The organism is Halotolerantifilum yawarlongkerapense, assembly GCF_054506745.1.
This window is the reverse complement of record NZ_CP199719.1, coordinates 360,307-386,154: the sequence shown is the minus strand read 5'-3', so window position 1 is coordinate 386,154 and position 25,848 is coordinate 360,307. Positions and strand designations below refer to the sequence as shown.

Below are 25,848 nucleotides of genomic sequence, written 5' to 3'. Positions count from 1 at the left end.
GAGAGGTAGGAGTGATGCTGATGTACGACTACTTAACGGGTGATGTGGTCCACGTGGAGGAGATGAGCTTTGTGCTTGCTTGCGGTCATACCGGTTACAAGGTGATGGCTTCGACGGAGACACTTCGCGATGTGGGACAGGACCCGAAAATGAGAACAATCTATACAGAACTAGTGGTGAAGGAAGATAGTATGCAGCTGGTGGGTTTCGCCAGCCGTGAGGAACGCTCGCTTTTTCACCTGCTGACGTCGGTGAGTGGGGTGGGCATGAAGGTGGCCCTGGCCATCATGGGTACCTACCGCATGGGGGAGCTTGTATCAATCTTGGGCTCAGGGGATCACGGCTCCCTCACCAAGGTAACCGGGGTGGGTAAGAAGACCGCCCAGCGCCTGGTGCTCGAACTCAAGGATAAGATCCAGAAAGACTACGAGGTCGTCGGCGCGGATGCCACCATTGTCTCCACCTCACCCGGTCACTCGGAGGCTTTCGATGCTCTGGCGGCACTGGGCTTCACTTCGGAAGAGGTGAGGTACTTCCTGAAGAATGTCGATGTGGAGAAACTATCCACACAGGAGATCGTCAAGATCGCCCTCAGGAACATGACTGCGAAGGGAGGGCGTTAATCCGTGGAGTTCATGGAGACCAATCGCTTCGTCACCCCCGATGTGACCTATCGCGACGAGGAGAATGATGGGGGTTTGAGACCCCAGCGACTGGTAGATTACATTGGCCAGGAGCGTGTGAAGGAAAGAATGACCATCTTCATGCAGGCTGCGCGCCTACGGGATGAGCCGCTCGATCACGTGCTGCTCTACGGCCCCCCTGGGCTCGGCAAGACCACTTTGTCTATGATCATCGCCCACGAGATGGGTGTGAACATCAAGATCACCTCAGGCCCCGCTATCGAGCGTCCTGGCGACCTGGCGGCAATTCTATCCAACCTGGAGGACCGTGATGTTTTGTTCATCGATGAAATCCACCGGCTCAGCCGACACGTAGAAGAGGTGCTTTACCCGGCCATGGAGGATTACGTCCTCGATATCGTGATCGGCAAGGGCCCGGCAGCCCGGTCGGTGCGCATTGATCTGCCACGTTTCACCTTGATCGGAGCCACAACGCGAGCAGGACAACTGACCGCTCCCCTCCGGGATCGTTTCGGCGTAATCAACAAGCTCGAGCTCTATCGACCGGAGGAACTGCGTGCCATCGTCGATCGCAGTGCGAAGCTTCTCGACGTACCGATCCACGAAGATGCCTGCCTAGAGATTGCACGCAGGAGCCGTGGCACACCGCGACTGGTCAACCGGATCCTCAAGCGCGTGCGCGACTATGCCCAGGTCAAGGGTGAGGGTAAAATTACCCTGGCCCTCGCCGATGCTGCGCTCGCCATGCTCGACATCGATGCCCGTGGGCTCGACGCTGTGGACCGTGGAATCCTCAAGACGATCATCGAGAAATTCGAGGGAGGGCCGGTGGGGGTAGAGACCCTGGCCGCGGCCACCGGAGAAGAATCCACCACGATCGAAGATGTTTACGAACCCTTCCTTCTGCAGGAGGGCTTCCTCAAGCGCACCCCCAGGGGACGCGTTGCGACAGCTCAGGCCTATGACCACCTGCACCTGGAAGTGGTGCGGGACCTGACCAACTGGAACGAGGTGTTCGAATGATGAAAAGACAGATTTTTTTCACCCTTTTAGCCTTCTTGCTCCTGTCCACCGTCTCCTTTGCGGCCGAGGATTCCCTCAAGATCGGCGTGACCGAAGGCAGTGCGGTGGTGGTGCTATCCCAGGATGGTTTTGACCTGTGGACCGACGGCTCACCGGCGACAAGCCTTCCGGACCAGCGCGTGGTCATCGAGGAATCGGGCGGCAAACTGGTGCTCAGCGGGAATGCGGGGGGCAATTTGGCCCTGCCCACAGGTGACTGGGTGCTCTTCGCACGCGGTGAGGACCTTGACTCCTCACGAGTCGTGATCGACGGGACCAGCTACCGGGGCGGCGCCACCGCCAGTTTGTACAATGGCCGGGTCCAGGGGATCAACCTCGTACTGATGGATCACTATCTCTACGGTGTCCTGCCGAAAGAAATGTCCCCTTCATGGCCGCTGGAAGCGTTGAAAGCCCAGGCGATCGCCGCGCGCAATTTTGCCGAGAGCAGTCGTTCGAAACATGCCGAGAAGGGGTACGATCTTTGCGACACCACGGACTGTCAGGTCTACGGTGGCATGGCCATCGAGGCACCGGCAACGAACCGGGCCGTCGACGAAACGTCCGATTTACGCCTTTATTACGGGGACGACCTGGTGCAGTGTTATTACCATGCGAATAGTGGTGGACACACGGCCAGTGTCGAGAACGTTTGGTCGCGCGGCGCGGCCTATCTCGTGGGCAAACCCGATCCCTACAGTGACGGCACCCCCAGCGAACGCTGGTCGGCCACCTACACCCGCGAGGAAATCGAGCGGACCCTGGCGCAAGCCGGTTACCGGATCGGCGATCTGATTGCCGTGACCGTAGAAGAAGTGGCTCAGGACTTTCGCGTGCAGCGGATCACCTTCCGGGGCAATCGCGACAGTGTCACGCTGGAGAAAGAAGCCGTACGCCGGATTTTTGGCTACACGACCTTCCGGTCCATCTGGTATGAAGTGGATTTTGGCGGTAACATGTACATGCGCGATGCCGTCACCTCACGCGCCGGTGAGACCCGTGGACTCGTGGTGCGATCGATCGGGGGCGATGAAGCGCTCGGTGGTTCGCTCTACGCGGCGACGGACCGTGGCATCACAGCAGTGGAGACCACCGGCGATGAAATCACCTTCGCCGGTCAGGGTTTCGGTCACGGAATCGGGATGAGCCAGTGGGGCGCCCGAACCATGGCCGAGGAGGGCGCGACCTTCGAGGAGATCCTGACCTTTTACTATACGAACACCGAAGTGAGATAGGAGTTTACGTGCATATGAAACGACAAGATTTTTATTTCGACCTGCCCGATGTGCTCATCGCGCAGGTCCCCCTGCGCCATCGGCCGACCTCTCGGTTGATGGTGCTCGAACGTGGCGAGGAGACGATCGAACACAAACAGTTCTCCGATCTTACCGAGGAACTGAGGGCCGGTGATCTGCTCGTTGTCAATGACACCAAGGTGCTCCCCGCTCGCCTCTACGGCAAGCGGAGGACCGGGGCGGCCGTTGAGTTTCTACTGCTCAAGCGTTTGACGGGCGACCGCTGGGAGACTATGGTCAAGCCCGGTCGCAAGGCCAAGATTGGCGACGAGATCGTCTTTGGTGACGGTCGATTGATCGCCGAGATCCTGGAACACGGTGAAGCCGGAACCCGCATCGTGCAGATGCACTACGAAGGAATCTTCGAGGAGATCTTAGACGAGCTGGGGCATATGCCGCTGCCCCCCTACATCACGGAAGAACTGAAGGAAAAGAATCGCTACCAAACGGTCTATGCCAAGCAGGAGGGTTCAGCAGCGGCGCCAACGGCGGGACTGCACTTCGACGAGGCCCTGATCGATCAGCTGAAGGCGCGTGGCATCCGCATCGCCCCCCTGACCCTCCACGTGGGGCTGGGGACCTTTCGGCCGGTAAAAGCCGACGAGATCACCGATCACGAGATGCACGCAGAGTATTATGATCTTTCTGAAGAGACAGCCGACTTGATCAATGAGACCAAGAAGAAGGGGGGACGGGTCATCGCCGTGGGGACTACTTCCACCAGAACCCTCGAATCGATCGCGGACGAGTCTGGGGTCGTGCGGGCGAGCAAGGGATGGACGGATATCTTTATTTATCCTGGTTATCAGTTCAAATGTATCGATGGGCTGATCACGAACTTCCACCTACCGGAGTCCACCCTGATCATGCTGGTCAGCGCCCTCTACGGTAGAGAGCGTACCCTTGAGGCCTACCGCACGGCTGTAAAAGAAGCGTATCGATTTTTCAGCTTTGGCGATGCCATGTTGATCAAACCACCGACGAATCCAGAAGGAGAGAACCATGCCACTGACCTTTAAGCTGTTAAAAGAAGACAAGGAGACGCGCGCCCGATTGGGGCACATCACCACCCCGCACGGGGAGATCGAGACCCCGATCTTCATGCCCGTGGGGACCAAGGCCACAGTCAAGGCCATGACACCGGAAGAGGTCAAGGATCTGGGTGCCCAGATCATCCTGGCCAACACCTACCACCTCTTCCTTCGCCCCGGTCACGGTTTGATCGAGCGGGCCGGGGGCTTGCATCGATTCATGAACTGGGACGGCCCCATCTTGACCGATAGCGGTGGCTTTCAAGTTTTCTCCTTAGGCGACAGTCGTAAGATCACGGAGGAAGGGGTCAAGTTCCAGTCACATATCGATGGCTCCTATCATTTCATCCGCCCCGAGGATTCCATCGCCATCCAAAACGCACTCGGGGCCGATATCATCATGGCCTTCGACGAGTGTCCGCCCTATCCTGCGGATCACGAGTACGTGAAGAAAAGCCTTGAGCGCACCACCCGCTGGGCAAAACGATCGAAGGAAGCCCATGCCCGTCCCGACGAGCAAGCGCTTTTTGGGATCATCCAGGGTGGTATGTACAAGGATCTCAGGAAGCAGAGCACCGAGGAACTGCTGGCTCTCGATTTCCCCGGTTACGCCGTGGGCGGATTGAGCGTGGGGGAGCCCAAGGACATCATGTACGAGGTCCTCGATTACAGCGTGGAGTGGTTGCCCAAGGACAAACCCCGTTACCTCATGGGTGTGGGCAGTCCAGACGCTCTCTTTGCAGGGGTGGAGCGCGGGATCGATATGTTCGACTGTGTGCTACCGACGCGTATCGCTAGAAACGGCACGGCCATGACGAGCAAGGGGCGGATCAGCATCAAGAACGCCCAGTACACAGAAGACTTCGGTCCGTTGGACGCGGCCTGTTCCTGCTACACTTGTAGCAATTATTCCAGGGCCTACCTGCGTCATCTCTTTAAAGCCAACGAGATCCTGTCGGCTCGACTCTTTACCATCCACAACCTGCATTTTCTCCTCCACCTGATGGAGAACATCCGCGAGGCGATTCGAGAAGACCGCCTGCTGGCCTTCAAGAAAGAATTTTTCGACGAATACGACGGTTAAGTTTTGAAGGTCACCGAAAATTAGTGTAGAATGGTCTTGAACTTAAAAATACGAGGAGGCAAATTATGAACAATGCTATGATCCAGATTTTTTACATCGCAGCGCTTTTCGGACTCATGTACTTTCTCTTGATCCGACCGCAAAGAAAGAAGAACAAAGAGTTGGCACAGATGCGTGATGCGCTCAAAAATGGCGATCGCGTAACAACAATCGGTGGCATCAAGGGTGAAGTGAAACGCATCAGTGAAGATGACATCCTCCTGAAGGTCGGGGAAACGCAGATCGAGATCAAAAAATGGGCGATCGGAAACGTAGATAAGTAGCCAACAGCCCGGCAATGTGATATACTGTCTGGGTAAGATTTTTTGATAATGGTAGGAGGGAAATCGAATGAAACACGTGAAGACGCTCACGCGCGGGAACCTCAAGTCCACCCTGTTGACGGGCGGTTGCGGTGAATGCCAGACATCGTGCCAGTCCGCATGCAAGACGAGCTGCACGGTGGGAAACCAGTCCTGCGAAAAATAAGTGCAAGAGTCCCAAAGCAGCCTAGGCTGCTTTTTTCACGTTAGCGAGGAGGCGTTTTTTTGATTCATCAATTCACCAGAGGCGGACACTATTTCGCCCTCGACGTACACAGCGGGGCGGTTCACATGATCGACGACGTGACGGCCGCAGTTCTCTCACATCACGACGGAAAACAAGTGGACAATCGCGAGATGCTGGAGATGCGGTTTGGTCCCAAGGCCCTGCGCGAATCGGAGGAAGAGGTCAAGCAGTTGATTGACGAGGGCCTTCTTTTCTCTGAAGACGGGATGCCCGTCGAGAAAATCAACGCCCACCAACCCGTGGTAAAGGCCCTCTGCCTGCACGTGGCCCACGACTGTAACCTGCGGTGCACCTATTGCTTTGCCTCCCAAGGGGATTTCGAGGGCGATCGTCTCCTCATGCCCCTGGAGGTCGGCAAACGATCGTTAGCCTTTCTCGTGGAGAACTCCGGCAACCGTCGTAATCTAGAGGTGGATTTTTTCGGTGGGGAGCCGCTGATGAACTTCGAAGTGGTCAAGGAGCTCGTGGCCTACGGTAGGGAACTGGAAAAGGGAAGGGACAAGCGGTTTCGCTTTACCTTGACCACCAATGGCGTGCTCCTCGATGACGAGATCATCGATTTTCTCAATGAAAATATGCACAACGTGGTCCTGAGTCTCGACGGCGACCGGACAATCAACGACCGGATGCGCCCCACCACCAACGGACGCGGGTCTTACGACCTGATCGTACCCAGGTTTAAAGAGCTCGTGGACAGGCGGGGGGGACGAAATTACTATGTCCGGGGCACCTTTACGCATTTTAACGCGGACTTCACAGATGATGTGCTTCACCTGCACGACCTGGGTTTCAACGAGACCTCGGTGGAGCCCGTCGTGGCTGAACCGCACCACGCCTACGCCTTAAGGGAATCGGACCTCGATACCATCAAGGCGGCCTACGATCGCTTGGCCGAGGCCATGATCGAAAGACGCCGGTCGGGGAGACCCTTCCACTTTTTCCACTACGCCATCGATCTCGATCAGGGCCCCTGCGCCGTGAAACGCGTCTCCGGTTGTGGCGCCGGCTCGGAGTACCTGGCCATCACCCCGGAGGGGGAAATCTACCCTTGCCACCAGTTCGTCGGCAAACCGGAGTTCAAGATGGGTAGCGTGATGGAGGAACCGGTCACCATGAGAAAAACCCATGATTTCGCGGCCGCCCACGTCTACCACAAGCCCACCTGTCAAGCCTGCTGGGCCAAGTTCTACTGCTCCGGCGGCTGCCATGCCAATGCCTATAACTTCAACGGAAACCTGACGGAACCCTACGCACTGGGTTGCGAAATGGAAAAGCATCGCATCGAAAATGCCATTTACCTCAAGGCCATGGAGATGCTCGAGGAGTGATCATCAAAATGACGTATCCCTATTTAGAACATACGCCCGACATCCATTCCACGGCGTTCGTCGCACCGACGGCTGAGCTCATCGGACGCGTGAGCGTCGCTGAGTCGGCCAGCATCTGGTTCGGCACCGTGATCCGAGGGGACGATAACTTCGTGCGGATCGGCAAGCGTACGAACATCCAGGACAACTGCACGCTACACATCGCTGGCGACGAGCCGACGATCCTCGGGGACGAGGTGACCGTCGGTCACGGGGCCATCGTGCACGCCTGCGAGATAGCCGACCGCGTGTTGATCGGCATGGGGGCGATCCTCCTGAATGGCGCCAGGATCGGCGCTAACTCGATCGTGGCGGCCGGAAGTGTGGTGACACCGGGCACGGTGATTCCGCCGGGCTCTATGGTCATGGGTACACCGGCAAAAGTCGTGCGGCCTCTGACGGAAGATGAGATTGCGCACATTGCCCAGTCGGCAGAAGAGTACGTGCGCTTGGCACGTACCCATGCTGAGTCAAAAGGAGGAGACGCAAGATGAAGCCTGTGAAACTAGCGGGAATCCTGGTGCTCATCGCCCTGATGGTCACCGTAGCCCTGACGGGGGTCGGCGTGGGGAACTACCGCGTGGCGCCCATCGCCGAGGATATGAACCTTGGTTTGGATATCAAGGGCGGCGTCGTCGTGGTCTACGAGGCCCAGACAGACGCCACCGGAACAGAACTGACGCGATTGATGGATCAGACAAAGGGTGTCATCGGGCGTCGCGTGAACGCACTGGGTCTGACAGAACCCAACATCTCCGTCCAAGGGGAAAAGCGCCTGCGCATCGAGCTACCCGGCGTCGACAATGCCGGGGATGCCATCGCGGTCATCGGACGGACAGCACAGCTGGAGTTCGCCTTGGTGGATGTCGATGACATGACGACCATCGACGAGCAGCGTGAGGATTTCGTCGCCGAGACGGTTCTCACCGGACAAAATGTTGAAAACGCAGAGATCGCCTACGACCAGGACAACCGCCCGGGCGTGTCCCTGACCTTCGATAGCGAGGGCACGCGGGCTTTCGAAGCAGCCACGCGGAAGGCCGTCGAATCGGAGCTAGGCTTCGGACAGATCGCCATCTTACTCGATGGGGTTGTGATCAGCGCCCCGGTCACGGAAGTGATCATCGGGAGCGGGGAAGCCATTATCAGCGGTAACTTTACGCTCGAAGAGGCCGGCAACCTAGCGGCCCTCATCCGCGGGGGTGCGCTACCTGTCAATCTCGAGGAGATCCAGACCTCCGTCATCGGACCAACCCTGGGTCTCAACTCGCTGAAACTGGCCATCGACGCCGCCCAGATCGGTCTGCTGCTGGTTGTAGCCTACATGATCCTGTACTACCGCCTGCCCGGAGTCCTGGCGGCCCTCGCCCTGGTCCTCTACGGCACCATCGTGCTCTTCACCATGACGGCCTTTGACGCCACGCTGACCCTCCCGGGTGTCGCGGGTATCGTGCTGTCCTTTGGTATGGCCGTCGATGCCAACGTCATCATTTTTGAGCGTATCAAAGAGGAGCTGGCCGTTGGCAAGACGCTTCGCTCGTCCATCAAGGCGGGTTTCCAGAAGGCGCTGCGGACCATTGTGGATGCCAATGTGACCACGATCATCGCCGCCATCATCCTGTACATCTTCGGGGAAGGGCCTATCAGGGGCTTCTCCGTGACGCTTATGATCGGTATTGCCACATCGATGATCACGGCCGTCTTCGTGACGCGCACGATGCTCTTTGATATCATTCTGATTAAGGCTTTCAACAAGAAACGTTACTTCGGTCATAAGGAGGTCGAGAAAGCATGAACATGATCAAACACCACAAACTGTTCTTCGGCCTCTCTGCAGCGGTTATTCTAGCGGGTATTCTGGCCGCCGTGATCTTCGGGGTGAACCTGGGGATCGACTTCACCGGTGGTACGATGGTTCAGATCGATCTGCACGAGCAGGTCTCCCTCGACGCCATCGGTGAGCTTCTGGCACCCTTCGATCTGGAGGAAGAGGTGGTACACGCCGGTGAGGAGCGCCACGAGATTATCATCAAAACCCGTGAGTCCCTCGACAACGCCAGCCGCATGGAGATTTTCTCTGTCTTCCAAGAAGCCTATGGCCTTGAAGATACGGACTTCCTCGGTGCGGAACAGTTCGGACCCACCATCGGTGGGGAGATCCAGCAACGTGCGCTCTTTGCCGTGCTGGCCGCAGCCGTCTGTATGCTCGTCTACATCTGGTTCCGTTTCGAATTGATGTTCGGCTTCGCAGCCATTCTTGCCCTCGTGCACGATGTGGCGATTTTGCTCGCCATCTACAGTCTCTTCCGTGTGCCGGTGAACTCTTCTTTCATCGCGGCGGTCCTGACCATCGTCGGGTACTCGATCAACGATACCATCGTGGTCTTCGACCGGATCCGGGAGAATCTCTACCACACCAAGGGAACCTTTTTCGATATCGCCGATCTCAGTGTGAAGCAGACGCTCTCGCGCAGTATCAACACCTCGCTGACCACGGGTCTCGTGATCGGCAGCCTCTATTTCCTCGGTCTCGAGTCCATTCGAGACTTTGCCTTCCCGCTCTTCGCCGGTGTGATCGTGGGTACCTACTCATCGATTTTCATCGCCAGCCCCACCTGGGCCCTGCTCAGAACGCGCTTCAAACCGAAAAGAGTCTAGTGAAAGCGGCCTGTTGAGGGTATAATGGAGAAAAGAGGAAAGGAGGCACCCAGATGCAAATCACCTTTATCATTTCATTGGTCTTCGCGATCATCGTGGCACTTTTCGCGTTACTCAACGCGAACGTGGTGACGATCAACCTGCTGTTCAGACAATTTGAACTGAGCCAGGCCATCGTGATCTTGGTTTCCAGTGTCTTCGGCGCACTGATCGTGTTTTTGCTCGATAGTGTGAAGAAAGTGAAGAAAAACATGCAGATGAAGGAACTGAAAAAGCAGCTGACGGCTGTCGAAAAGGAGAAGGAAGCGCTCGTGCTTCAAGTTGAAGCGGAGAAGCAGCGCCGAGAGCTCCTGGAGAAAGAACGCGACCAGGTCGTCGTTGAGAACACCGAAGCGAAGGAGGAACCCACCGTCTCGGAAGAAGGAGAGCAGACGGGAAGGGTGTAATACATGTTGGATGAAAAAATATGGCGGGAGGGAATCGGAGACCCCGAAAAAGCGCGAAGGCTCGTGCGGTCCCTCAACGTCAGTCCAATCATGGCGGATTTACTCGTCAAACGGGGGCTTGATACGCCGGAAAAAGCATCGGCCTTCATGAAACCCACATTGAAGGATCTCCACGATCCTTTTTTGTTTCCAGAAATGGACAAAGCCGTAGGGCGTATTCGAAGAGCCCTCAAGAACAAGGAGCGCATCACCGTATATGGTGATTATGATGTGGACGGGATCACGAGTATCTCCGTGATGCTACATTATTTTGATCATATCGGTTGCAAAGCCGATTACTATATCCCAGATCGGGAGGATGAAGGCTACGGGCTGAACGCCGAGGCCATCGAGAACATCTATCAGAAGGGATGCGATCTCCTCATCACAGTGGATTGCGGCATCACCTCAGTGGAGGAGGCCGAGCGCTGCAAGGAGCTGGGGATCGACCTGATCGTGACAGACCACCACGAGCCACAGGAAACACTACCGGACTGCGTGGCCATCGTGAACCCCAAGGTGGGGAATTACCCCTTCCGCATGCTGGCGGGCGTAGGCGTGGCCCTCAAGCTCGTCCACGCCCTGTTGGGGAACGATCATTTCTTCTCCACCATCGATACCTATATCGGGATCACGGCCCTGGGGACGGTGGCGGATATCGCGCCGCTTGTCGATGAGAACCGGATCATCGTGGCCAGGGGCCTCGAGGAATTGAACCGCCGCCGGCACATCGGACTTTATGAGCTCTACCAGGTGAGCGGTCTGGAAAAACAGCGGATCGAGGCCAGTCACATTGCCTTCAACCTGGGACCCCGGATCAATGCCACGGGGCGGATCAACGAACCACAGATCGGCGTGAAGCTACTGATGACACGCTCGCAATCGGAGGCCATCGCGCTGGCCCAGAAAATGAACGCCATGAACGATGAGCGCCGGGCCATCGAGGAAGCGATTTTCAACGAGGCCCTCGACTACATCGATAAGCACGTGGACCTGGCGACAGAACGCATGATTATCGTCCAAGGCCGAAACTGGCACCACGGCGTGATCGGTATTGTGGCCTCGCGGCTCACCCAGCGCTTCCACCGACCGAGCATGGTCCTCAACCTAGAGGACGATGGCATTGCCAAGGGATCGGCCCGTTCGATCGACGATCTCAATCTTTTCGAGATCCTGTCGCGCTACAAGAAATTCTTCCTGAAGTTCGGTGGCCACGAGATGGCAGCCGGACTGTCCATGACGGCCGAGAATGTGGCGCCCTTCGTCCGGGCGGTCAACGAAGAGCTGTCCACCTACGACGAGAGCTGTTTCTACCGCAAGGTCGTCTACGACCTCACGGTGGACGCCAGGGCCCTGCACTTTGACTTTCTCGATGAGATGAACCGTCTCGAGCCCTTTGGCGTCAAGAACCCGCGACCGCTGCTCCACTTCAAACAGATGAAAGTAGCCCAGCGACGCGCCGTGGGCAAGCAACGTGACCACCTCAAGCTCACCCTTGTGAAAGACGGCAGGAGTCTCGATGCCATCGGCTTTCGCATGATCGATGAGGATTTTCCCATTTCGGAGGGAGAGGTCCTCGATCTCGTGGGTCATCTTGAGCGCAACGAGTACAACGGCACCGTGACCCTACAGCTCTTGGTAAGAGATCTCAGACGTCCCTCGGAGGATCACCTGCCCTTTACGAAGAAGGGGATCTTCTTCTCCCTGGACCAGGGCCGCATGGTGTTGGCCAACCATGGCCGCGCCGATTGGCGCTACGCCCATCCCGAGGAACGGACACCCCACCTCTGTATCTTTACCCTAGAGGGATACCGGGATGTGATCGAAGGCAAGCTCGAAGAGGAGAGAATCCTTCTCTTGCCAACGCTCAAAGAGCTCTCGCGGTTCGCGCCGGAAGCACTGAGCTTTTACGACCGGCCCTTCGATACGCGTTATCTCGTGTATGAAAAGGAACCCCTGACGCGCTACATGGAACCGGCCGAGCATTTTATGCCAAATCGGGAGGAGCTCCTGGACATTTACCGGATCGAGGTCGGCACCACCGGCATCGATGATCTGGTCAAGCAACTGGGTCTCACCGCTGCCAAAATCTTGATCGGGCTCGATCTACTCGGGCGTTTGTCACTTTTAACCTACGAATTGGACGGGCATCTCATCACTGTGAAGGAGAAGCACCGCCCCAAGAAGAAAATTGATCTCGAACACACGGCCGTTCACCGGCGGTACGCCGAGATCCTCAATCAATAGGAGGCAAGTATGGACTTTACTGCGAAAATTCGCGTGATCGAAGACTTTCCCAAGAAAGGGATTTCATTTAAAGATATCACCACACTACTCAAAGATCCCGAGGGACTGAGAGATGCCATCGATACGATGATCGACCAGGTATCGGATCTTGACTTCGACCTGATCGTGGGTCCCGAGGCGCGCGGTTTCATCGTGGGCACGCCCATGGCCTATGCCATGAAAAAGGGCTTTGTGCCCATTCGTAAGCCGGGCAAACTGCCCGCGGAGACTCTGCGCTACGAGTACGAGCTAGAGTACGGTACCGACGTGCTCGAGATGCACAAGGATGCCATCCGGCCCGGTCAAAAGGTACTGATCGCCGATGATCTGCTCGCCACGGGGGGGACGACCAAAGCGGTCGTGGAGATGATCGAGGCCCTCGGCGGCGAAGTCGTCGGTCTGGTCTTTTTGATCGAACTCGGTTTTCTCAAAGGTCGCGAGATGCTCGAGGGATACGACGTCCGATCCATTATCAAGGAATAGCCATGAGGTCCGCCCAAGGGTGGACTTCAACATTTTTTGAGCCGACCGTGTACGGTTGTTGAAACATCCGATTCTTTTCGATATAATGAGTGTCATACGAAAATGACTATCAAGACGTCTGAAGGTGCGAAATCATGTTGTTGAAAGACTATCTCGACGAACTCAATAAATACAATGACAAGTACGACCTCGACCGGATCGCCAAGGCTTACAACTTTGGCGAGATGGCTCATCTCGGCCAAAAAAGGAAATCCGGCCAGGATTACTTCATCCATCCCGTCGAGGTTTCGCTGATCTTGGCGGAACTTAACATGGATGAGGACACGATCATCGCGTCCCTTCTGCACGATGTGGTGGAGGACACCAACATCACCACAGCAGATGTGAAATCCAATTTCGGGGAAGATGCGGCCAATCTGGTCGATGGTGTGACCAAGCTCGGTCAGATTCATTACGAGACCAAGGAAGAACGTCAGGTGGAGAACTACCGCAAGATGTTCTTGGCCATGGCCAAGGATATCCGCGTGATCCTCATCAAGCTGGCCGACCGTCTGCACAATATCCGTACCCTGGAGTACATGACGCCCAAGAAGAAACGGGAGAAGGCGAAGGAGACCCTCGAGATCTACGCTCCCATTGCCCACCGGCTCGGTATCGCCAAGGTAAAGTGGGAACTCGAGGACATCAGCCTGAAGTTCCTCGACCCCGAGGGCTACGAGGAGCTACGTACTCTCGTCAACAAGAAGCGTCACGAGCGCGAGCAGGTGATCAATGGGGTCATCGAAAAGTTGGCGATCGAACTCGATGAGAACAATATTGACTACGATATCTACGGTAGGCCCAAGAGCTTCTATTCGATCTACAAGAAGATGCATCACCAGTCTAAGACCTTCGAGGAAATCTACGACATCACGGCTATCCGGATCATCGTCAACTCCGTGGCCGATTGCTATAGCGTGCTCGGGATCGTGCACGCCATGTGGAAGCCCTTCCCCGGTCGGGTGAAGGACTATATCGCCATGCCCAAATCTAACATGTACCAGTCCCTGCACACCACGGTCATGGGAGACCGAGGCGAGCCCTTTGAAATCCAGATCCGCACCTGGGAGATGCACCACGTCTCCGAGTATGGAATCGCGGCCCACTGGAAGTACAAGGAAGGGAGCCACAGGGGCGACCAGATGGAGGAGAAGCTTAGCTGGATCCGTCAGATGATGGAGTGGCAGGGCGAGCTCAACGACCCGAGTGAGTTTATGAAGAGCCTGAAGTTCGACCTCTTCAACAATGAGGTCTTCGTCTTCACGCCAGAGGGTGACGTGATCAATCTGCCCGCCGGCGCTACACCCGTTGATTTCGCCTATAAGATTCACTCCGCCGTGGGGAACAAGTGCGTGGGGGCCAAGGTGAACGGTCGGATCGTCCCCCTTAATGTCAAGCTCAAGAACGGCGAGATCGTGGAAATTCTGACGTCGAAAAACGCCAATGGTCCCTCTAGGGACTGGTTGAAGTTCGTCAAATCCACCAATGCCAAGAACAAGATCAAGCATTGGTTCAAAAAAGAACGTCGGACAGAGAATATCGAAAAGGGCAAGGAAATGCTTGAGAAGGAAGTGCGCAAGGCGGGCTTCGGTGCGGGTGTCCTCAGCGACAACAAGTATATGGATCCGATCCTCAAGCGCCTTAGCGTCAAGAAGGTGGAGGACCTCTACGCTGCCATCGGTTACGGCGGCATCCAGATGACCCAGGTGCTCCCGAAGATCCGCGAGATCTACAAGGACCAGCACAAGGAAGAGCCGCCTGATGTCATCGACATCAAGCGTGAATCCCGCGAAGAAGAAAAACGCGGTTCCAAGAGTGGCGTTAAGATCCAAGGGATCGACGACGTGCTCGTGCGCTACGCCAAGTGTTGTAACCCCGTACCCGGGGACAAGATCATCGGCTACATCACAAGGGGCCGTGGCATCACTGTCCATAGGGCCGACTGTCCCAACTTTGAGAAGGCAGATGATACGAAGAAACGCTTTATCGAAGTCCAGTGGTCCGAGGATGTCAGCTACAACTACTCGACGGAGGTGCAGATCGTGGCACCCGATCGCAAGGGCCTCCTCTCCGATATCACGGCGATAATCTCTGAAACGACCTTGACCGTGACGGGTGTCAACGCCAAGATCGGTAAGAACCAGATCGCGATCATCAACCTGACGATTGAGATCAAGGACAAGAACCAACTGAGACAACTGATGACCAAACTCAAGCAGATGCCCGAGATCATCGAGGTCAAACGGGTGACGAGCTAAGGAGGAAGAAGATGCGAGCAGTCGTGCAGCGGGTGACGGGGGCTTCTGTGACCGTCGATGGGGAGACCGTCGGCGCATCGGAGAGAGGACTGATGGTCCTGCTCGGCGTAGGCGCCGAGGATGGTCCCGACGATGTGACCTACATGGTGAACAAGATCAGCAATCTACGGATCTTTGAAGATAGCGAGGAGAAGATGAACCTGAGCCTGAAGGACGTGGGTGGCCAGATGCTGGCGGTGAGTCAATTCACGCTCTACGGTGATTGTCGCAAGGGGCGCAGACCGGCCTTCACTAGCGCCGCGCCGCCCGCGGTGGCGGAGACCTTGTACGAAGATTTCGTCACCGGTATCAGACAAGAGGGCATCCGGTGCGAGACGGGTACCTTCCAGGCCCATATGATGGTCCGGCTCGAAAACGACGGACCCGTCACACTACTCATCGATTCAAAGAAGGAGTTTTAACCATGGAAATAAAAATTTTTCAATTGGGCCCCCTGCAGACCAACTGTTATGTGGTCAGCCACGAGAGCGAGGCCCTGATCGTCGATCCCGGTGGCGATCCGTCCCCTGTGATCGGCTTCCTCGATAAAAATGAGCTGAAAGCCAAGGCGATCCTCCTGACCCACGGACACGGGGACCACATCGGCGGCGTAAAACCACTGGTCAAGCGCTACGACTGTCCCTTACATGTTGGGGAGGGCGATGTGGAGATGATCACGAACGCAGCGCTGAACCTGTCGGCGCACACGGGTGGGGAGACGACGCTCGATGCCGATGGTACCTTCAGCCACGGGGACAGCTTTCCCTTCGCCGGCATGACCGTCGAGGTCATCGGTACACCCGGACATACGAAGGGTGGCCTGTCCTACCGCTTCGGCGACGTGCTCTTTTCAGGGGATACGCTTTTTCTCGAGTCCATCGGACGCACGGACCTGCACGGCGGGGACCAGGCTGAGATCGTCCGCTCGATCAAACAGAATCTCTACCGACTTCCCGATGAGACGAAGGTCTACCCCGGCCACGGTCCGGCCACGACCATCGGTCACGAGAAGAAGCACAACCCGTACGTGCGCTAGGGGCTGCTGACATGTGGATGAAAGCCTACGATCGCGACCACCTGAAGGGTCTTTTTGATATCCCACCGACCCATGAGGTGCGTCTGATCGAAGACGCAGAAGGCGTCCGACTCTCCATCGATCGCGGGGAGGAGGACGTCCTTTTCGTACCCCTGGAGCTGTCGGACGACCCGCTGGTGGCCAAGCGTGCCCTTTACCGCGCCCTCTCGGCCCACTACACCACCGCCTCCGACTGGGGGATCCTGGTGGGCGTACGCCCTATGAAGATTCTCCACGGTCTCTACGACCGGGGCCATTCGGAAGAAGAGGCGCGGCAGATCCTAGCCCACACCTATCTGATCAGCCCTGATAAGATCGATCTCATGTGCCGCGTGGCCGTGAGAGAGCGCCCGATTCTGACGGAGGGCGTGGGAAAAGCGATGAGTCTCTACGTGGGGATTCCCTTCTGCCCCACGCGATGCACCTACTGTTCCTTTGCCTCGAACGCCATCGACCGCAAACAGGGTTGGGTCGAACCTTACATCGAGGCGGTCTTGCGAGAAGCCGAAATCACCATCCGCTTCTTTAGGGCGCGCGGGTATAGGATTGATGATGTCTACATCGGCGGTGGTACGCCCACCAGTATCACGCCGGACCAGCTGGACCGGCTCATCGAAGGGCTCTTCGCCCATCTCGATCGAGATGAGGTCCGCTCCTTTACCGTGGAGGCCGGTAGACCGCTTACCGTGACAGAAGCTATGCTCGATGTGCTGGACAAGCAGGGGGTCGACCGCATCTGCCTCAATCCCCAGACCCTATCCGATGAAACGCTCGGTCGCATCAACCGTGGTCACGATGCCGCGGACTACATCGCTGCCTTCGAGCGGGCCACCGCGCGGGGTGCCTTTGAGATCAACGCCGATCTGATCCTGGGACTACCCGGCGAGGGACTGGCCGAGGTGGCCGATTCCGTGGACCGCCTCTGTGCCCTGGGTCCAGACCAGATCACCGTGCACACCCTCAGTCTGAAGCGCGGTGCTGGTCTGGCCCTGGAATCTGAACTCCTCGAGCGCGACACCTTGGTGACGGACATGATGGCCCTGGCCACTGGCCTGCTGGAGAGGGCGGGCTACGACCCTTACTACCTCTACCGCCAGAAGAAAATGATCGGTCACCTGGAGAACGTGGGCTTCACCCGAGGTCCGGTGAACCGCTACAATGTGCGCATCATGGGCGAGCGTCACGTGATCTTGGCCCTCGGGGCCGGGAGTGCCTCTAAGTGGTCGATCACGCCCGATCATTTCGAGCGCTTTTCTAACATCAAAGGGCTCGAGCAGTACGTCCGCGAGATCGATGGTCTGATCGAGAAGAAGATCGCCTCTCTCGAAGCGCTCTATCCGCTTGACGCAGGTGAGTGAAATCAGTATACTTAAGACAATCACATAACGAAACGATGCGCGGAAGAAAGCAGTAACCGCGGTACGATTCCAAGCGACCCCGGGACGGTGAGAGCCGGGGAATCCGCTACCCGGTGAAGGACACCCGCAAGAAAAGCATCGACCAACGAAGTGGGCGCCCGAGGGCGTCAAACAGGGTGGCACCGCGGGAGCATAGACTCTCGTCCCTAGGGGACGGGAGTTTTTTTGATGGCAGAAAAGGAGGAGGAGCGAAAATGATACAAAAACCCAAGGGAACGCGCGACCTATTGGCTGACGACGTGAAGAAGTGGTTGTACGTGGAAGGTGCGATCCGTGAGATCACGAGAAAATATGGGTACAGTGAGATCCGCACCCCCATGTTCGAGAAGACGAAACTTTTCAAGCGCGGGGTGGGGGAGACAACCGATATCGTGCAAAAAGAGATGTACACGGTGATCTCCGATCAGGGGCTCGGCAAGTTCAAGGCCGGCACCTTTGACCTCGACAAAGAGGGCTTCACGCTCAAGCCCGAGGGCACGGCCCCCGTGGTCCGCGCCTTCGTGGAGAACAAGCTCTACGCCGATGCACAGCCCACGAAGATTTTTTACCTAACCCCCTGCTTCCGCCACGAGCGACCCCAGGCCGGTCGCCTGCGGCAGTTCCACCAGTTCGGCATCGAGATCTTCGGATCGGAGACGGCCACCTCCGATGCGGAGGTCATCGCCCTGGCTGACGATCTCATGAAGACCTTGGGGCTTAAGGACATCCACCTAGAGATCAACTCCATCGGCTGTCCCGAGTGCCGACCGTCCTACGACAAGATGCTCAAGACCTACTTGGAGTCCCATGAAGAAGACCTCTGCGAGACATGCAAGGGACGGATCGAGACGAATCCCCTGCGGGTGCTCGACTGTAAGGTGACCAGTTGCCAGCCGGTGATCGCACAGGCACCGGTGATCACCGATCACCTGTGCGCAGCCTGCGAAAGCCATTTTGAATCGGTGAAGACCTATCTCGAGGCATCGGAAGTGCCCTTCGTGGTGAATCCCTACATTGTTCGCGGACTCGATTACTACACGAAGACGGCCTTCGAGTTCATCTCCGGGGATATCGGCGCCCAGTCCACCGTTTGCGGTGGCGGACGCTACGATGGTCTCATACAGGAAGTGGGCGGACCCGCGACACCCGGTGTTGGCTTTGGGATGGGGATCGAACGCTTGATCATGACCATGGAAGCCCAGGGACTCTCTTTCGGAGAAGAGGAGCCTATCGATATCTTTATCGTGATCATGGGTGAGGCCGCCCGACGCTACGCCATGAAGACGGCGAAAAAGCTACGGGACCTAGGCCTTGCCGTGGACATCGATCACCTCGGACGTTCCTTTAAGTCCCAATTTAAGTACGCGGACAAGACGAACGCCGATTTCACGGTGGTCATCGGCGATAATGAGGTGGCCGACGAGGTCGTGACGCTGCGCAACATGCGCACGGGCGACCAGACGGAAATTGACTTGAAAGACCTGGAGGCTGTCAAAGCCCTGGTGAAGGAGGAGAAATAGATGCGTTTGAAACGAACGAGATACAATGGTGAACTGAGAGCCGGTGATATCGGCCAGCGAGTGGTGCTCACGGGTTGGGTGCAGAAGAAGCGGAACCTTGGGAGCTTGATCTTTGTTGACCTCAGGGATCGTACAGGCATCTGCCAGGTGGTGTTCGACGAAAAGGTCGACGCCGAGAGTTTCGAGAAGGCCAACGGCCTGCGCGGGGAGTTTGTCATTGCCATCGAGGGGGTCGTGCACGAGCGTGAGTCGAAGAATGCCGATCTTCCTACGGGCGACATCGAGATTTTTGCCGAGGATCTGGAGATTTTAAATGCCTCGGAAGTGCCACCGATCCACGTGCAGGACGATGACAAGGCCGCGGAAAAACTGCGACTGAAGTACCGTTACTTGGACTTGAGAAAACCCAAGATGCAGCGGAACCTGCTCTTTCGGAACAAGGTGACCCACGAGGTGAGAAGCTTCCTGGAGTCCGAGGGCTTTATCGACGTGGAGACCCCTGTTTTGACCCGTCCCACGCCGGAGGGTGCTCGGGACTATCTCGTGCCCTCGCGTGTGAACCCCGGTCACTTCTATGCCCTGCCACAGTCACCCCAGCTCTTCAAGCAGATCCTCATGGTCTCCGGTATCGACCGTTACTATCAGATCGTGAAGTGCTTTAGAGACGAGGACCTGCGCGCCGATCGCCAACCGGAGTTCACCCAGATTGATATCGAGATGAGCTTTGTGGATGAGGAAGATGTCTTTGCTATGAACGAACGGCTGATGCAGCGTATTTTCAAGTCTGCCCTCGATGTGGACGTGAAGCCCCCCTTCCAGCGGATGCCCTACGACGAGGCCATGGAACGCTTCGGTTCGGACAAGCCGGATATCCGCTTCGGTTTTGAACTCGTGGACGCCACTGAGATTTTGGCCGACTCTACCTTCAAGGTCTTCAGTGGGACCATCGCCAGCGGTGGCCACGTGCGCGGGATCAACGTCAAGGGCTACGCCGACTCCTTCTCACGCAAGGACATCACGAAACTCGAAGACTTCGTCTCTCATTACGGGGCCAAGGGACTCGCTTGGCTCAAAACGACCGATGGAGAGCTCGCCGGTCCCATCGCGAAGTTTCTCTCCGACGAAGAGAAGACCAAGCTCATGACGGCTTTTGATGCGGCCGACGGCGATTTGCTCTTCTTTGTGGCAGACAAACCACAAGTGGTCTTCGACAGTTTGGGCGCCCTGCGTGTCGAGGTGGCCAAGCGGCTCGATCTGCTCGACAAAAGCGAGTTCAAACTCCTCTGGGTCACGGACTTTCCGCTTTTCGAGCACGATGAAGAGGCCGGTCGTTATGTGGCCAAGCACCATCCCTTCACCTCGCCGAAACCTGAGGATGAGGACCTGCTCGAGACCGCACCGGACAAGGTGCGCGCCCGCGCTTACGACCTCGTGCTCAACGGGGTGGAACTCGGCGGAGGTTCCATCCGGATCCACCGTTCGGAGCTCCAGTCACGCATGTTCAAAGCCCTAGGCTTCACCGCTGAAGAGGCCCAGGAGAAGTTCGGCTTCCTGCTCGAGGCCTTCAAGTACGGCACACCTCCCCACGGTGGCATCGCCTACGGTCTCGACCGGATCGTGATGCTCCTGACGGGTGCCGATAACATCCGCGAGGTCATCGCCTTCCCGAAAACGCAGAACGCCACGGATCTGATGACGGCAGCACCGGGCCTGGCCGATGAGGCGCAGCTCGCCGAACTCGGCATCCAGGCGGTGACGAGCGACGATGAATAGACAGGGGAAGGTCATCGCCTGCGATGGCAATCTGGCCAAGGTCCAGTTGGTCCGACACGAGGCTTGCGACCACTGCAACGCCTGCGAGCTCGGTCAGGAGGAATCGATCAAGGTGATCGAGGTGGAGGCGCTCAATCCACTGGGCGCCAAGACCGGGGCCCTCGTCGAAATCGATATGGCCGACCAAAATGTCCTGGTAGCGGCCTTTATCGCCTACACCATCCCCTTGATCGTCCTGATCACCACCTTGGTCCTCAGTACAACTTTACTAAATTTCACGCCTTTCGCTGGTCAGGCGGAAGTGATTTCTGCTATACTTTCTATAGCGGCGACAGCGATCACCTATCTGGTGATCAAGAAAAATGACCATCGATTCAAAAACAGCGGGAACTATCTCGCTTCGATCGTGTCCATCGTCGCGCGACGAGAACTCTAAAAACACGAGTATTAGGGGGTAATACGATGTTTTGCAAAGATCTTAAATCCTGCGATCCCGCTGTCTACGGCGCGATCCAGAAAGAGCTCGATCGACAGAATAACGGTATCGAATTGATTGCATCGGAGAACAACGTGAGCCCGGGTGTCCTCGAGGCACAGGGCAGTGTGTTCACGAACAAATACGCAGAAGGGTATCCGGGCAAGCGCTACTACGGCGGTTGTGTCTATGCAGACGAGGTGGAGACCCTGGCCATCGAGCGACTCAAGGCTCTCTTTGATGCGGATCATGCGAACGTGCAGCCGCATTCGGGATCCAACGCGAACTTCGCCGTGTACTACGCGGTGCTCGAACCCGGTGATACGGTGCTCGGGATGAACCTGACGGACGGCGGTCACCTGACCCACGGATCACCCGTGAACATGTCGGGGATCCTGTACAATTTCGAATCTTACGGTGTGGATCCGGAGACGGAAATGATCGACTACGAGGTCGTGCGCGAGAAGGCACTCGCGGTCAAGCCCAAGATGATCGTGGCCGGGGCCAGTGCCTACAGCCGGATCATCGACTTCAAGAAGTTTCGAGAGATTGCCGATGAAGTGGGTGCCTACCTTATGGTGGACATGGCGCATATCGCCGGCCTCGTGGCAGCCAAGCTCCATCCGAATCCCTGTGAAGTGGCGGACTTCGTTACAACGACCACCCACAAGACCCTCCGCGGTCCCCGCGGTGGTGCCATCCTTTGCAAGGCAGAGCACGCCAAGAAGGTCGACAAGGCCATTTTTCCCGGCTCGCAGGGAGGTCCGCTGGTACACGTGATCGCTGCCAAGGCCGTGAGCTTCCTCGAGGCCCAGTCCGAGGCGTTCGTCACCTACCAGCAGAACGTAGTCGATAACTGCAAGCGCATGGCCGAAGGCCTTGTGAAACGAGGGTACAAGATCGTCTCCGGTGGAACGGACAACCACCTCTTCCTGATCGACCTGCGCAACAAGAACCTCACGGGAAAAGAAGCGGAGAAACGCTTGGGCGAGATTGATGTGACCGTGAACAAAAACACGGTACCCAACGAGACGGAAAGTCCCTTCGTCACGAGCGGTCTACGCATCGGAACGGCCGCCGTTACCACGCGCGGCATGGGCCTAGAAGAGATGGACCGGATCGTGGACCTTATGGATCGCTGCTTGACAGGCGATGAGGACCTCGAGGGTCTAAAGAAAGAAGTGCTTGCGCTTTGCGAGCATTTCCCCGTGTACGAGTAGCCTGATCTAGGGACCGGCCAGTTTATCTGGCCGGTCTTTTCACAAAATTTTTCGCGCAAGGAAGCCACCCCCTTCATGCGTGCAGAACAGTCGGTCATGAAAGGAGGGTGATTCCCCCGTGCATATGAAAACCTTTCGCGTGATGTTACTTTTCAACCTGATCGCGCTGATCGCCGCGGTGGCGACAAAGACCAGCCTGGCCTATGCCTTTTTGGTCATCTGCATCGTCGATAGCCTGCTCCTGGTCCGGCAGGGCATTGACCTGGACGCAATTTTTAGGCAACTGCGGGCGACGCTTTTGGATATAGGAGAGATCCTGATGCTCATCCTGACCCTTGGCGCCTTCATCGCCTTGATGCTTGCCTCGGGCGTGGTGCCGACCATGATCCATCTCTCGGGGCGCTTCCTGACGCCACCTGTGTTTTTACCGCTGTCCTTTTTGCTCACGGCGCTCATGAGTGTGCTCGTGGGGACCGCCCTGGGAACCCTGAGCACCCTGGGTCTCGTGGTCCTGTCTTTGGGCCTCGGCTATGGGTACCCGGTGGCCCTGCTCGTGGGCGTCCTGGTCTCCGGCGCTTTCGTGGCCGATGTGGTCAGTCCCATCTCCGGACTCCTACGTCTGACCATCAAGAGTTACGGAACCAGCTACCGGGGGGTCCTGAGGACGATGGCACTTCCCCTGATTTTGGCCATGGTCTTTTCAGCGGGAGCTTATCTCCTCTTGGAGACGGGGGAGGCGGCCGTCCAACTGGATCCGGCTTTCTCTGATGCCCTGGCTTCGGGTTTCGCGCTCTCACCGGTACTCCTGGTCATTCCCTTCGCCGTGCTCCTCTTGGCGGGCCTCGGCGTGCCCACGGTGCGGGCTATCGGCGCTGGTGTCGTGGCGACCTTTCTGGTGACCTGGGTCTATCAGGCGGTTCCCCTGGGTGACGTGATTCGGACAGCCCTTTATGGTTTTTCCACAGACGATCCCGTCTTGGCTCCGATCTTGAAGAGCGGGGGCATCCTGGGCATGGTGGAGGTCCTGTTCATCGTGATCGGTTCGGTCTTCATGACAGCCCTCCTGTCGCTGACGGGGGAACTGGAGAAGACCGTGCGTCTGGTCATCGGTCCCTATCGCGGCGAAGGGCGCTTCAACCGCCGCCTCCACCTGCTGTCGGGCTTTGCCACGGTGGTCACCTGCGACCAAACGGTGGGGATTGTTTTGCCGGCCGCTGCCCTGGGTGAGCAGATAGAGCACCGGGGGATCCGGCGGGCGCCGGTAGCCACCTCCGTGGCCGCATCCGGCATCATCCTGGCACCCCTTTTTCCCTGGAACGTCAACGCCTTGGTGATCACGGGACTCACCGGGGTGTCGGCTGTTGCCTATGCCCCCTTTGCCCTTTTTTGCTTCCTCTTCTTCCTCTTTTCCTATCTTTTAACCTTTCGCATGAAAGCGGGTGAAAACGCGTGAAAGACCTTCTGAACCAATCGGTGCAAAAAATTTTGCATAGTATCGAGGAGGGCGTCCACATTATTGGTGCCGATGGTGTGACGATCCATTACAACCGGGCCATGGCCAATATCGAGGGCTTCGCCAGGGAGGAGGTGCTGGGCAGACATCTGCTCGATGTCTACCCCCGGTGGACGGAAGAGAATTCCACCCTTCTCACGGTCTTGGCCACCAAGCGGGCCATTACAAACCGGGAGCAGCGCTACCTTAACCACAACGGGAAGGCGATCAAGACGCTGAACAATACCTATCCGATCTTCGAGGGCGAAGAGCTCCTCGGTGCCGTGGAGATCGCCAAGGACCTGACCAGCGTATCGGATCTTTCCGATCGGATCATGGAGCTCACCGAACAGCTGCATGGGTCCAAGAAAAAGCGCATGAAGAGCCGGGGCATCTATACCTTCGATGAACTGATCGGAAAAGATCCCGCCTATGTGAGCGCCGTGAAAGTGGCCAAACGCTCGGCCCAGTCGGCCTCTTCTGTCTTGATCTACGGGGAGACGGGGACCGGTAAGGAGCTTTTCGCCCAGAGCATTCATTCGGCGAGCCCGAGAGCGGACGCTCCCTTTATCGCTCAGAACTGCGCGGCCCTACCAGAAACCCTTCTCGAGGGCATCCTGTTCGGAACCAACCGAGGGACCTTCACAGGGGCAGAGGACCGACCGGGTCTCTTTGAACAGGCCACGGGTGGGACCCTCTTCCTAGATGAGATCAATTCCATGAGCGAGGGCCTACAGGCCAAGCTCCTGCGCGTTTTACAGGAGAACTACATCCGCCGTGTGGGTGGTCAGGAGGATATCCCCGTGGACGTGCGCATCATCGCGGCGGCCAACGAAAACCTCAAGGAACTACTGGAGTCCGGAAAATTCCGTAAGGATCTCTACTACAGGATCAATGTGATTCCAATCCACCTACCAGCACTCAAGGATCGCCCCGCGGACATCGAGCTACTGGTGGACCACTTCATCCGTGCCTTCAATGAGAAGCTGCACAAGGACGTGTGGATGCTTTCCGACGACTTGATGAAGGCCTTTAAGGACTACCGCTGGGTGGGGAACATCCGGGAACTGAAGAATTACATCGAGACGGCCATGAACATGGTCACCGATGAGCACGTGATCACCCGCGAACACCTACCCGTCCATATCGAAGAGGTCATGCTGGCGAAAAAAGCCCATGTTTCGCAGGCAGAACCCATTGATTTTGAGGGGCTCGACGACTATGTCGAGCGGATCGAGCGTGATACGATCCGCACGCACCTGGCTTTTCACGACCAGAATATCACCAAGACGGCCAAGGCGCTACGGATCAGTCGGCAAAGCCTTCAGTACAAACTGAAGAAATATGGCTTCGATCGCGAATAGAGAGACCGCAAAATATCTTGCACTGTAAATGCAAGATATTTTGCGGTTTTTGCATGTCTTCCCCTTTTTCGATACAATAAAGAGGCGGGCGTGTCAAATATGCCCATCTGCCGGCAAAGGTTTTCCTGAAAACCGTCATTTTTTTGTGCTTTACCTGTCCTTTTTAGTATTTTCATGTATTTTTGCATTGTA

General features: G+C 56.9%; 24 protein-coding genes. All 24 read left to right on the top strand.

Going from position 1 to position 25,848, the window contains the following annotated elements; translation table 11 throughout:
* Nucleotides 1-20 precede the first annotated feature (20 nt).
* Entirely contained in the window at nucleotides 21-623 is a 603-nt protein-coding gene (ruvA, locus tag ACULM0_RS01900) for a Holliday junction branch migration protein RuvA (protein WP_463678766.1), read from the top strand.
* 12 nt (nucleotides 624-635) lie between these two features.
* Nucleotides 636-1,667 carry a Holliday junction branch migration DNA helicase RuvB gene (gene ruvB / locus ACULM0_RS01895; RefSeq protein WP_463679843.1) on the top strand — a complete coding sequence of 344 codons (1,032 nt, stop codon included), beginning with the start codon at nucleotides 636-638 and terminating at the stop codon, nucleotides 1,665-1,667.
* Nucleotides 1,664-2,941, top strand: a complete 1,278-nt coding sequence (locus tag ACULM0_RS01890) for a SpoIID/LytB domain-containing protein (RefSeq protein WP_463678765.1) — start codon at nucleotides 1,664-1,666, stop codon at nucleotides 2,939-2,941. Before ruvB ends, ACULM0_RS01890 begins: the two co-directional genes overlap by 4 nt.
* Nucleotides 2,942-2,955: 14 nt before the next feature.
* A complete protein-coding gene (gene queA, locus ACULM0_RS01885; protein ID WP_463678764.1) occupies nucleotides 2,956-4,020 on the top strand; it encodes a tRNA preQ1(34) S-adenosylmethionine ribosyltransferase-isomerase QueA in 1,065 nt (354 codons plus the stop codon).
* The gene (tgt, locus tag ACULM0_RS01880) at nucleotides 4,004-5,116 is read left to right on the top strand and encodes a tRNA guanosine(34) transglycosylase Tgt (RefSeq protein ID WP_463678763.1); all 1,113 of its coding nucleotides are present in this window, start codon (nucleotides 4,004-4,006) and stop codon (nucleotides 5,114-5,116) included. Before queA ends, tgt begins: the two co-directional genes overlap by 17 nt.
* A gap of 65 nt (nucleotides 5,117-5,181) precedes the next feature.
* A complete protein-coding gene (yajC, locus tag ACULM0_RS01875) occupies nucleotides 5,182-5,439 on the top strand; it encodes a preprotein translocase subunit YajC (RefSeq protein ID WP_463678762.1) in 258 nt (85 codons plus the stop codon).
* A 67-nt stretch (nucleotides 5,440-5,506) separates the two neighbouring features.
* The gene (gene scfA / locus ACULM0_RS01870; protein ID WP_463678761.1) at nucleotides 5,507-5,644 is read left to right on the top strand and encodes a six-cysteine ranthipeptide SCIFF; all 138 of its coding nucleotides are present in this window, start codon (nucleotides 5,507-5,509) and stop codon (nucleotides 5,642-5,644) included.
* Nucleotides 5,645-5,703: 59 nt separating this feature from the next.
* Nucleotides 5,704-7,053, top strand: coding sequence for a thioether cross-link-forming SCIFF peptide maturase (gene scfB / locus ACULM0_RS01865; RefSeq protein ID WP_463678760.1), 1,350 nt, complete (start codon nucleotides 5,704-5,706; stop codon nucleotides 7,051-7,053).
* 8 nt (nucleotides 7,054-7,061) lie between these two features.
* Nucleotides 7,062-7,586 carry a gamma carbonic anhydrase family protein gene (locus tag ACULM0_RS01860; protein WP_463678759.1) on the top strand — a complete coding sequence of 175 codons (525 nt, stop codon included), beginning with the start codon at nucleotides 7,062-7,064 and terminating at the stop codon, nucleotides 7,584-7,586.
* Nucleotides 7,583-8,887 carry a protein translocase subunit SecD gene (secD, locus tag ACULM0_RS01855; RefSeq protein WP_463678758.1) on the top strand — a complete coding sequence of 435 codons (1,305 nt, stop codon included), beginning with the start codon at nucleotides 7,583-7,585 and terminating at the stop codon, nucleotides 8,885-8,887. Before ACULM0_RS01860 ends, secD begins: the two co-directional genes overlap by 4 nt.
* Complete coding sequence (secF, locus tag ACULM0_RS01850) at nucleotides 8,884-9,750, top strand: protein translocase subunit SecF (protein WP_463678757.1); 867 nt, start codon at nucleotides 8,884-8,886, stop codon at nucleotides 9,748-9,750. Before secD ends, secF begins: the two co-directional genes overlap by 4 nt.
* Before the next feature lie 53 nt (nucleotides 9,751-9,803).
* Nucleotides 9,804-10,196, top strand: coding sequence for a LapA family protein (locus tag ACULM0_RS01845; RefSeq protein ID WP_463678756.1), 393 nt, complete (start codon nucleotides 9,804-9,806; stop codon nucleotides 10,194-10,196).
* 3 nt (nucleotides 10,197-10,199) lie between these two features.
* Nucleotides 10,200-12,482, top strand: a complete 2,283-nt coding sequence (recJ, locus tag ACULM0_RS01840; protein ID WP_463678755.1) for a single-stranded-DNA-specific exonuclease RecJ — start codon at nucleotides 10,200-10,202, stop codon at nucleotides 12,480-12,482.
* Between the two features lie 9 nt (nucleotides 12,483-12,491).
* The gene (locus ACULM0_RS01835; RefSeq protein ID WP_463678754.1) at nucleotides 12,492-13,004 is read left to right on the top strand and encodes an adenine phosphoribosyltransferase; all 513 of its coding nucleotides are present in this window, start codon (nucleotides 12,492-12,494) and stop codon (nucleotides 13,002-13,004) included.
* Between the two features lie 134 nt (nucleotides 13,005-13,138).
* A complete protein-coding gene (locus ACULM0_RS01830; protein ID WP_463678753.1) occupies nucleotides 13,139-15,301 on the top strand; it encodes a RelA/SpoT family protein in 2,163 nt (720 codons plus the stop codon).
* Nucleotides 15,302-15,312: 11 nt separating this feature from the next.
* Complete coding sequence (dtd, locus tag ACULM0_RS01825) at nucleotides 15,313-15,762, top strand: D-aminoacyl-tRNA deacylase (protein ID WP_463678752.1); 450 nt, start codon at nucleotides 15,313-15,315, stop codon at nucleotides 15,760-15,762.
* A 2-nt stretch (nucleotides 15,763-15,764) separates the two neighbouring features.
* Nucleotides 15,765-16,376 (top strand): MBL fold metallo-hydrolase, encoded by a 612-nt coding sequence (locus ACULM0_RS01820; RefSeq protein ID WP_463678751.1) that lies wholly within the window; start codon nucleotides 15,765-15,767, stop codon nucleotides 16,374-16,376.
* Between the two features lie 11 nt (nucleotides 16,377-16,387).
* Nucleotides 16,388-17,773: a coproporphyrinogen dehydrogenase HemZ gene (gene hemZ, locus ACULM0_RS01815; protein ID WP_463678750.1), complete on the top strand. Its 1,386-nt coding sequence runs from the start codon at nucleotides 16,388-16,390 to the stop codon at nucleotides 17,771-17,773.
* Between the two features lie 254 nt (nucleotides 17,774-18,027).
* Entirely contained in the window at nucleotides 18,028-19,332 is a 1,305-nt protein-coding gene (gene hisS / locus ACULM0_RS01810; protein ID WP_463678749.1) for a histidine--tRNA ligase, read from the top strand.
* A complete protein-coding gene (gene aspS, locus ACULM0_RS01805) occupies nucleotides 19,333-21,105 on the top strand; it encodes an aspartate--tRNA ligase (protein WP_463678748.1) in 1,773 nt (590 codons plus the stop codon).
* A complete protein-coding gene (locus tag ACULM0_RS01800; protein ID WP_463678747.1) occupies nucleotides 21,098-21,541 on the top strand; it encodes a SoxR reducing system RseC family protein in 444 nt (147 codons plus the stop codon). Before aspS ends, ACULM0_RS01800 begins: the two co-directional genes overlap by 8 nt.
* Nucleotides 21,542-21,567: 26 nt before the next feature.
* Nucleotides 21,568-22,800, top strand: a complete 1,233-nt coding sequence (locus tag ACULM0_RS01795; protein WP_463678746.1) for a serine hydroxymethyltransferase — start codon at nucleotides 21,568-21,570, stop codon at nucleotides 22,798-22,800.
* Between the two features lie 124 nt (nucleotides 22,801-22,924).
* Complete coding sequence (locus ACULM0_RS01790; RefSeq protein WP_463679842.1) at nucleotides 22,925-24,253, top strand: Na+/H+ antiporter NhaC family protein; 1,329 nt, start codon at nucleotides 22,925-22,927, stop codon at nucleotides 24,251-24,253.
* The gene (locus ACULM0_RS01785) at nucleotides 24,250-25,656 is read left to right on the top strand and encodes a sigma-54 interaction domain-containing protein (RefSeq protein ID WP_463678745.1); all 1,407 of its coding nucleotides are present in this window, start codon (nucleotides 24,250-24,252) and stop codon (nucleotides 25,654-25,656) included. Before ACULM0_RS01790 ends, ACULM0_RS01785 begins: the two co-directional genes overlap by 4 nt.
* Nucleotides 25,657-25,848: the final 192 nt, after the last annotated feature.

Bases quoted from the DNA above. Each gene is read 5' to 3' on its own strand.
- ruvA (WP_463678766.1), top strand. From the start codon at position 21: ATGTACGACTACTTAACGGGTGATGTGGTCCACGTGGAGGAGATGAGC.
- ruvB (WP_463679843.1), top strand. From the start codon at position 636: ATGGAGACCAATCGCTTCGTCACCCCCGATGTGACCTATCGCGACGAG.
- ACULM0_RS01890 (WP_463678765.1), top strand. From the start codon at position 1,664: ATGATGAAAAGACAGATTTTTTTCACCCTTTTAGCCTTCTTGCTCCTG.
- queA (WP_463678764.1), top strand. From the start codon at position 2,956: ATGAAACGACAAGATTTTTATTTCGACCTGCCCGATGTGCTCATCGCG.
- tgt (WP_463678763.1), top strand. From the start codon at position 4,004: ATGCCACTGACCTTTAAGCTGTTAAAAGAAGACAAGGAGACGCGCGCC.
- yajC (WP_463678762.1), top strand. From the start codon at position 5,182: ATGAACAATGCTATGATCCAGATTTTTTACATCGCAGCGCTTTTCGGA.
- scfA (WP_463678761.1), top strand. From the start codon at position 5,507: ATGAAACACGTGAAGACGCTCACGCGCGGGAACCTCAAGTCCACCCTG.
- ACULM0_RS01860 (WP_463678759.1), top strand. From the start codon at position 7,062: ATGACGTATCCCTATTTAGAACATACGCCCGACATCCATTCCACGGCG.
- secD (WP_463678758.1), top strand. From the start codon at position 7,583: ATGAAGCCTGTGAAACTAGCGGGAATCCTGGTGCTCATCGCCCTGATG.
- secF (WP_463678757.1), top strand. From the start codon at position 8,884: ATGAACATGATCAAACACCACAAACTGTTCTTCGGCCTCTCTGCAGCG.
- ACULM0_RS01845 (WP_463678756.1), top strand. From the start codon at position 9,804: ATGCAAATCACCTTTATCATTTCATTGGTCTTCGCGATCATCGTGGCA.
- recJ (WP_463678755.1), top strand. From the start codon at position 10,200: ATGTTGGATGAAAAAATATGGCGGGAGGGAATCGGAGACCCCGAAAAA.
- ACULM0_RS01835 (WP_463678754.1), top strand. From the start codon at position 12,492: ATGGACTTTACTGCGAAAATTCGCGTGATCGAAGACTTTCCCAAGAAA.
- ACULM0_RS01830 (WP_463678753.1), top strand. From the start codon at position 13,139: ATGTTGTTGAAAGACTATCTCGACGAACTCAATAAATACAATGACAAG.
- dtd (WP_463678752.1), top strand. From the start codon at position 15,313: ATGCGAGCAGTCGTGCAGCGGGTGACGGGGGCTTCTGTGACCGTCGAT.
- ACULM0_RS01820 (WP_463678751.1), top strand. From the start codon at position 15,765: ATGGAAATAAAAATTTTTCAATTGGGCCCCCTGCAGACCAACTGTTAT.
- hemZ (WP_463678750.1), top strand. From the start codon at position 16,388: ATGTGGATGAAAGCCTACGATCGCGACCACCTGAAGGGTCTTTTTGAT.
- hisS (WP_463678749.1), top strand. From the start codon at position 18,028: ATGATACAAAAACCCAAGGGAACGCGCGACCTATTGGCTGACGACGTG.
- aspS (WP_463678748.1), top strand. From the start codon at position 19,333: ATGCGTTTGAAACGAACGAGATACAATGGTGAACTGAGAGCCGGTGAT.
- ACULM0_RS01800 (WP_463678747.1), top strand. From the start codon at position 21,098: ATGAATAGACAGGGGAAGGTCATCGCCTGCGATGGCAATCTGGCCAAG.
- ACULM0_RS01795 (WP_463678746.1), top strand. From the start codon at position 21,568: ATGTTTTGCAAAGATCTTAAATCCTGCGATCCCGCTGTCTACGGCGCG.
- ACULM0_RS01790 (WP_463679842.1), top strand. From the start codon at position 22,925: ATGAAAACCTTTCGCGTGATGTTACTTTTCAACCTGATCGCGCTGATC.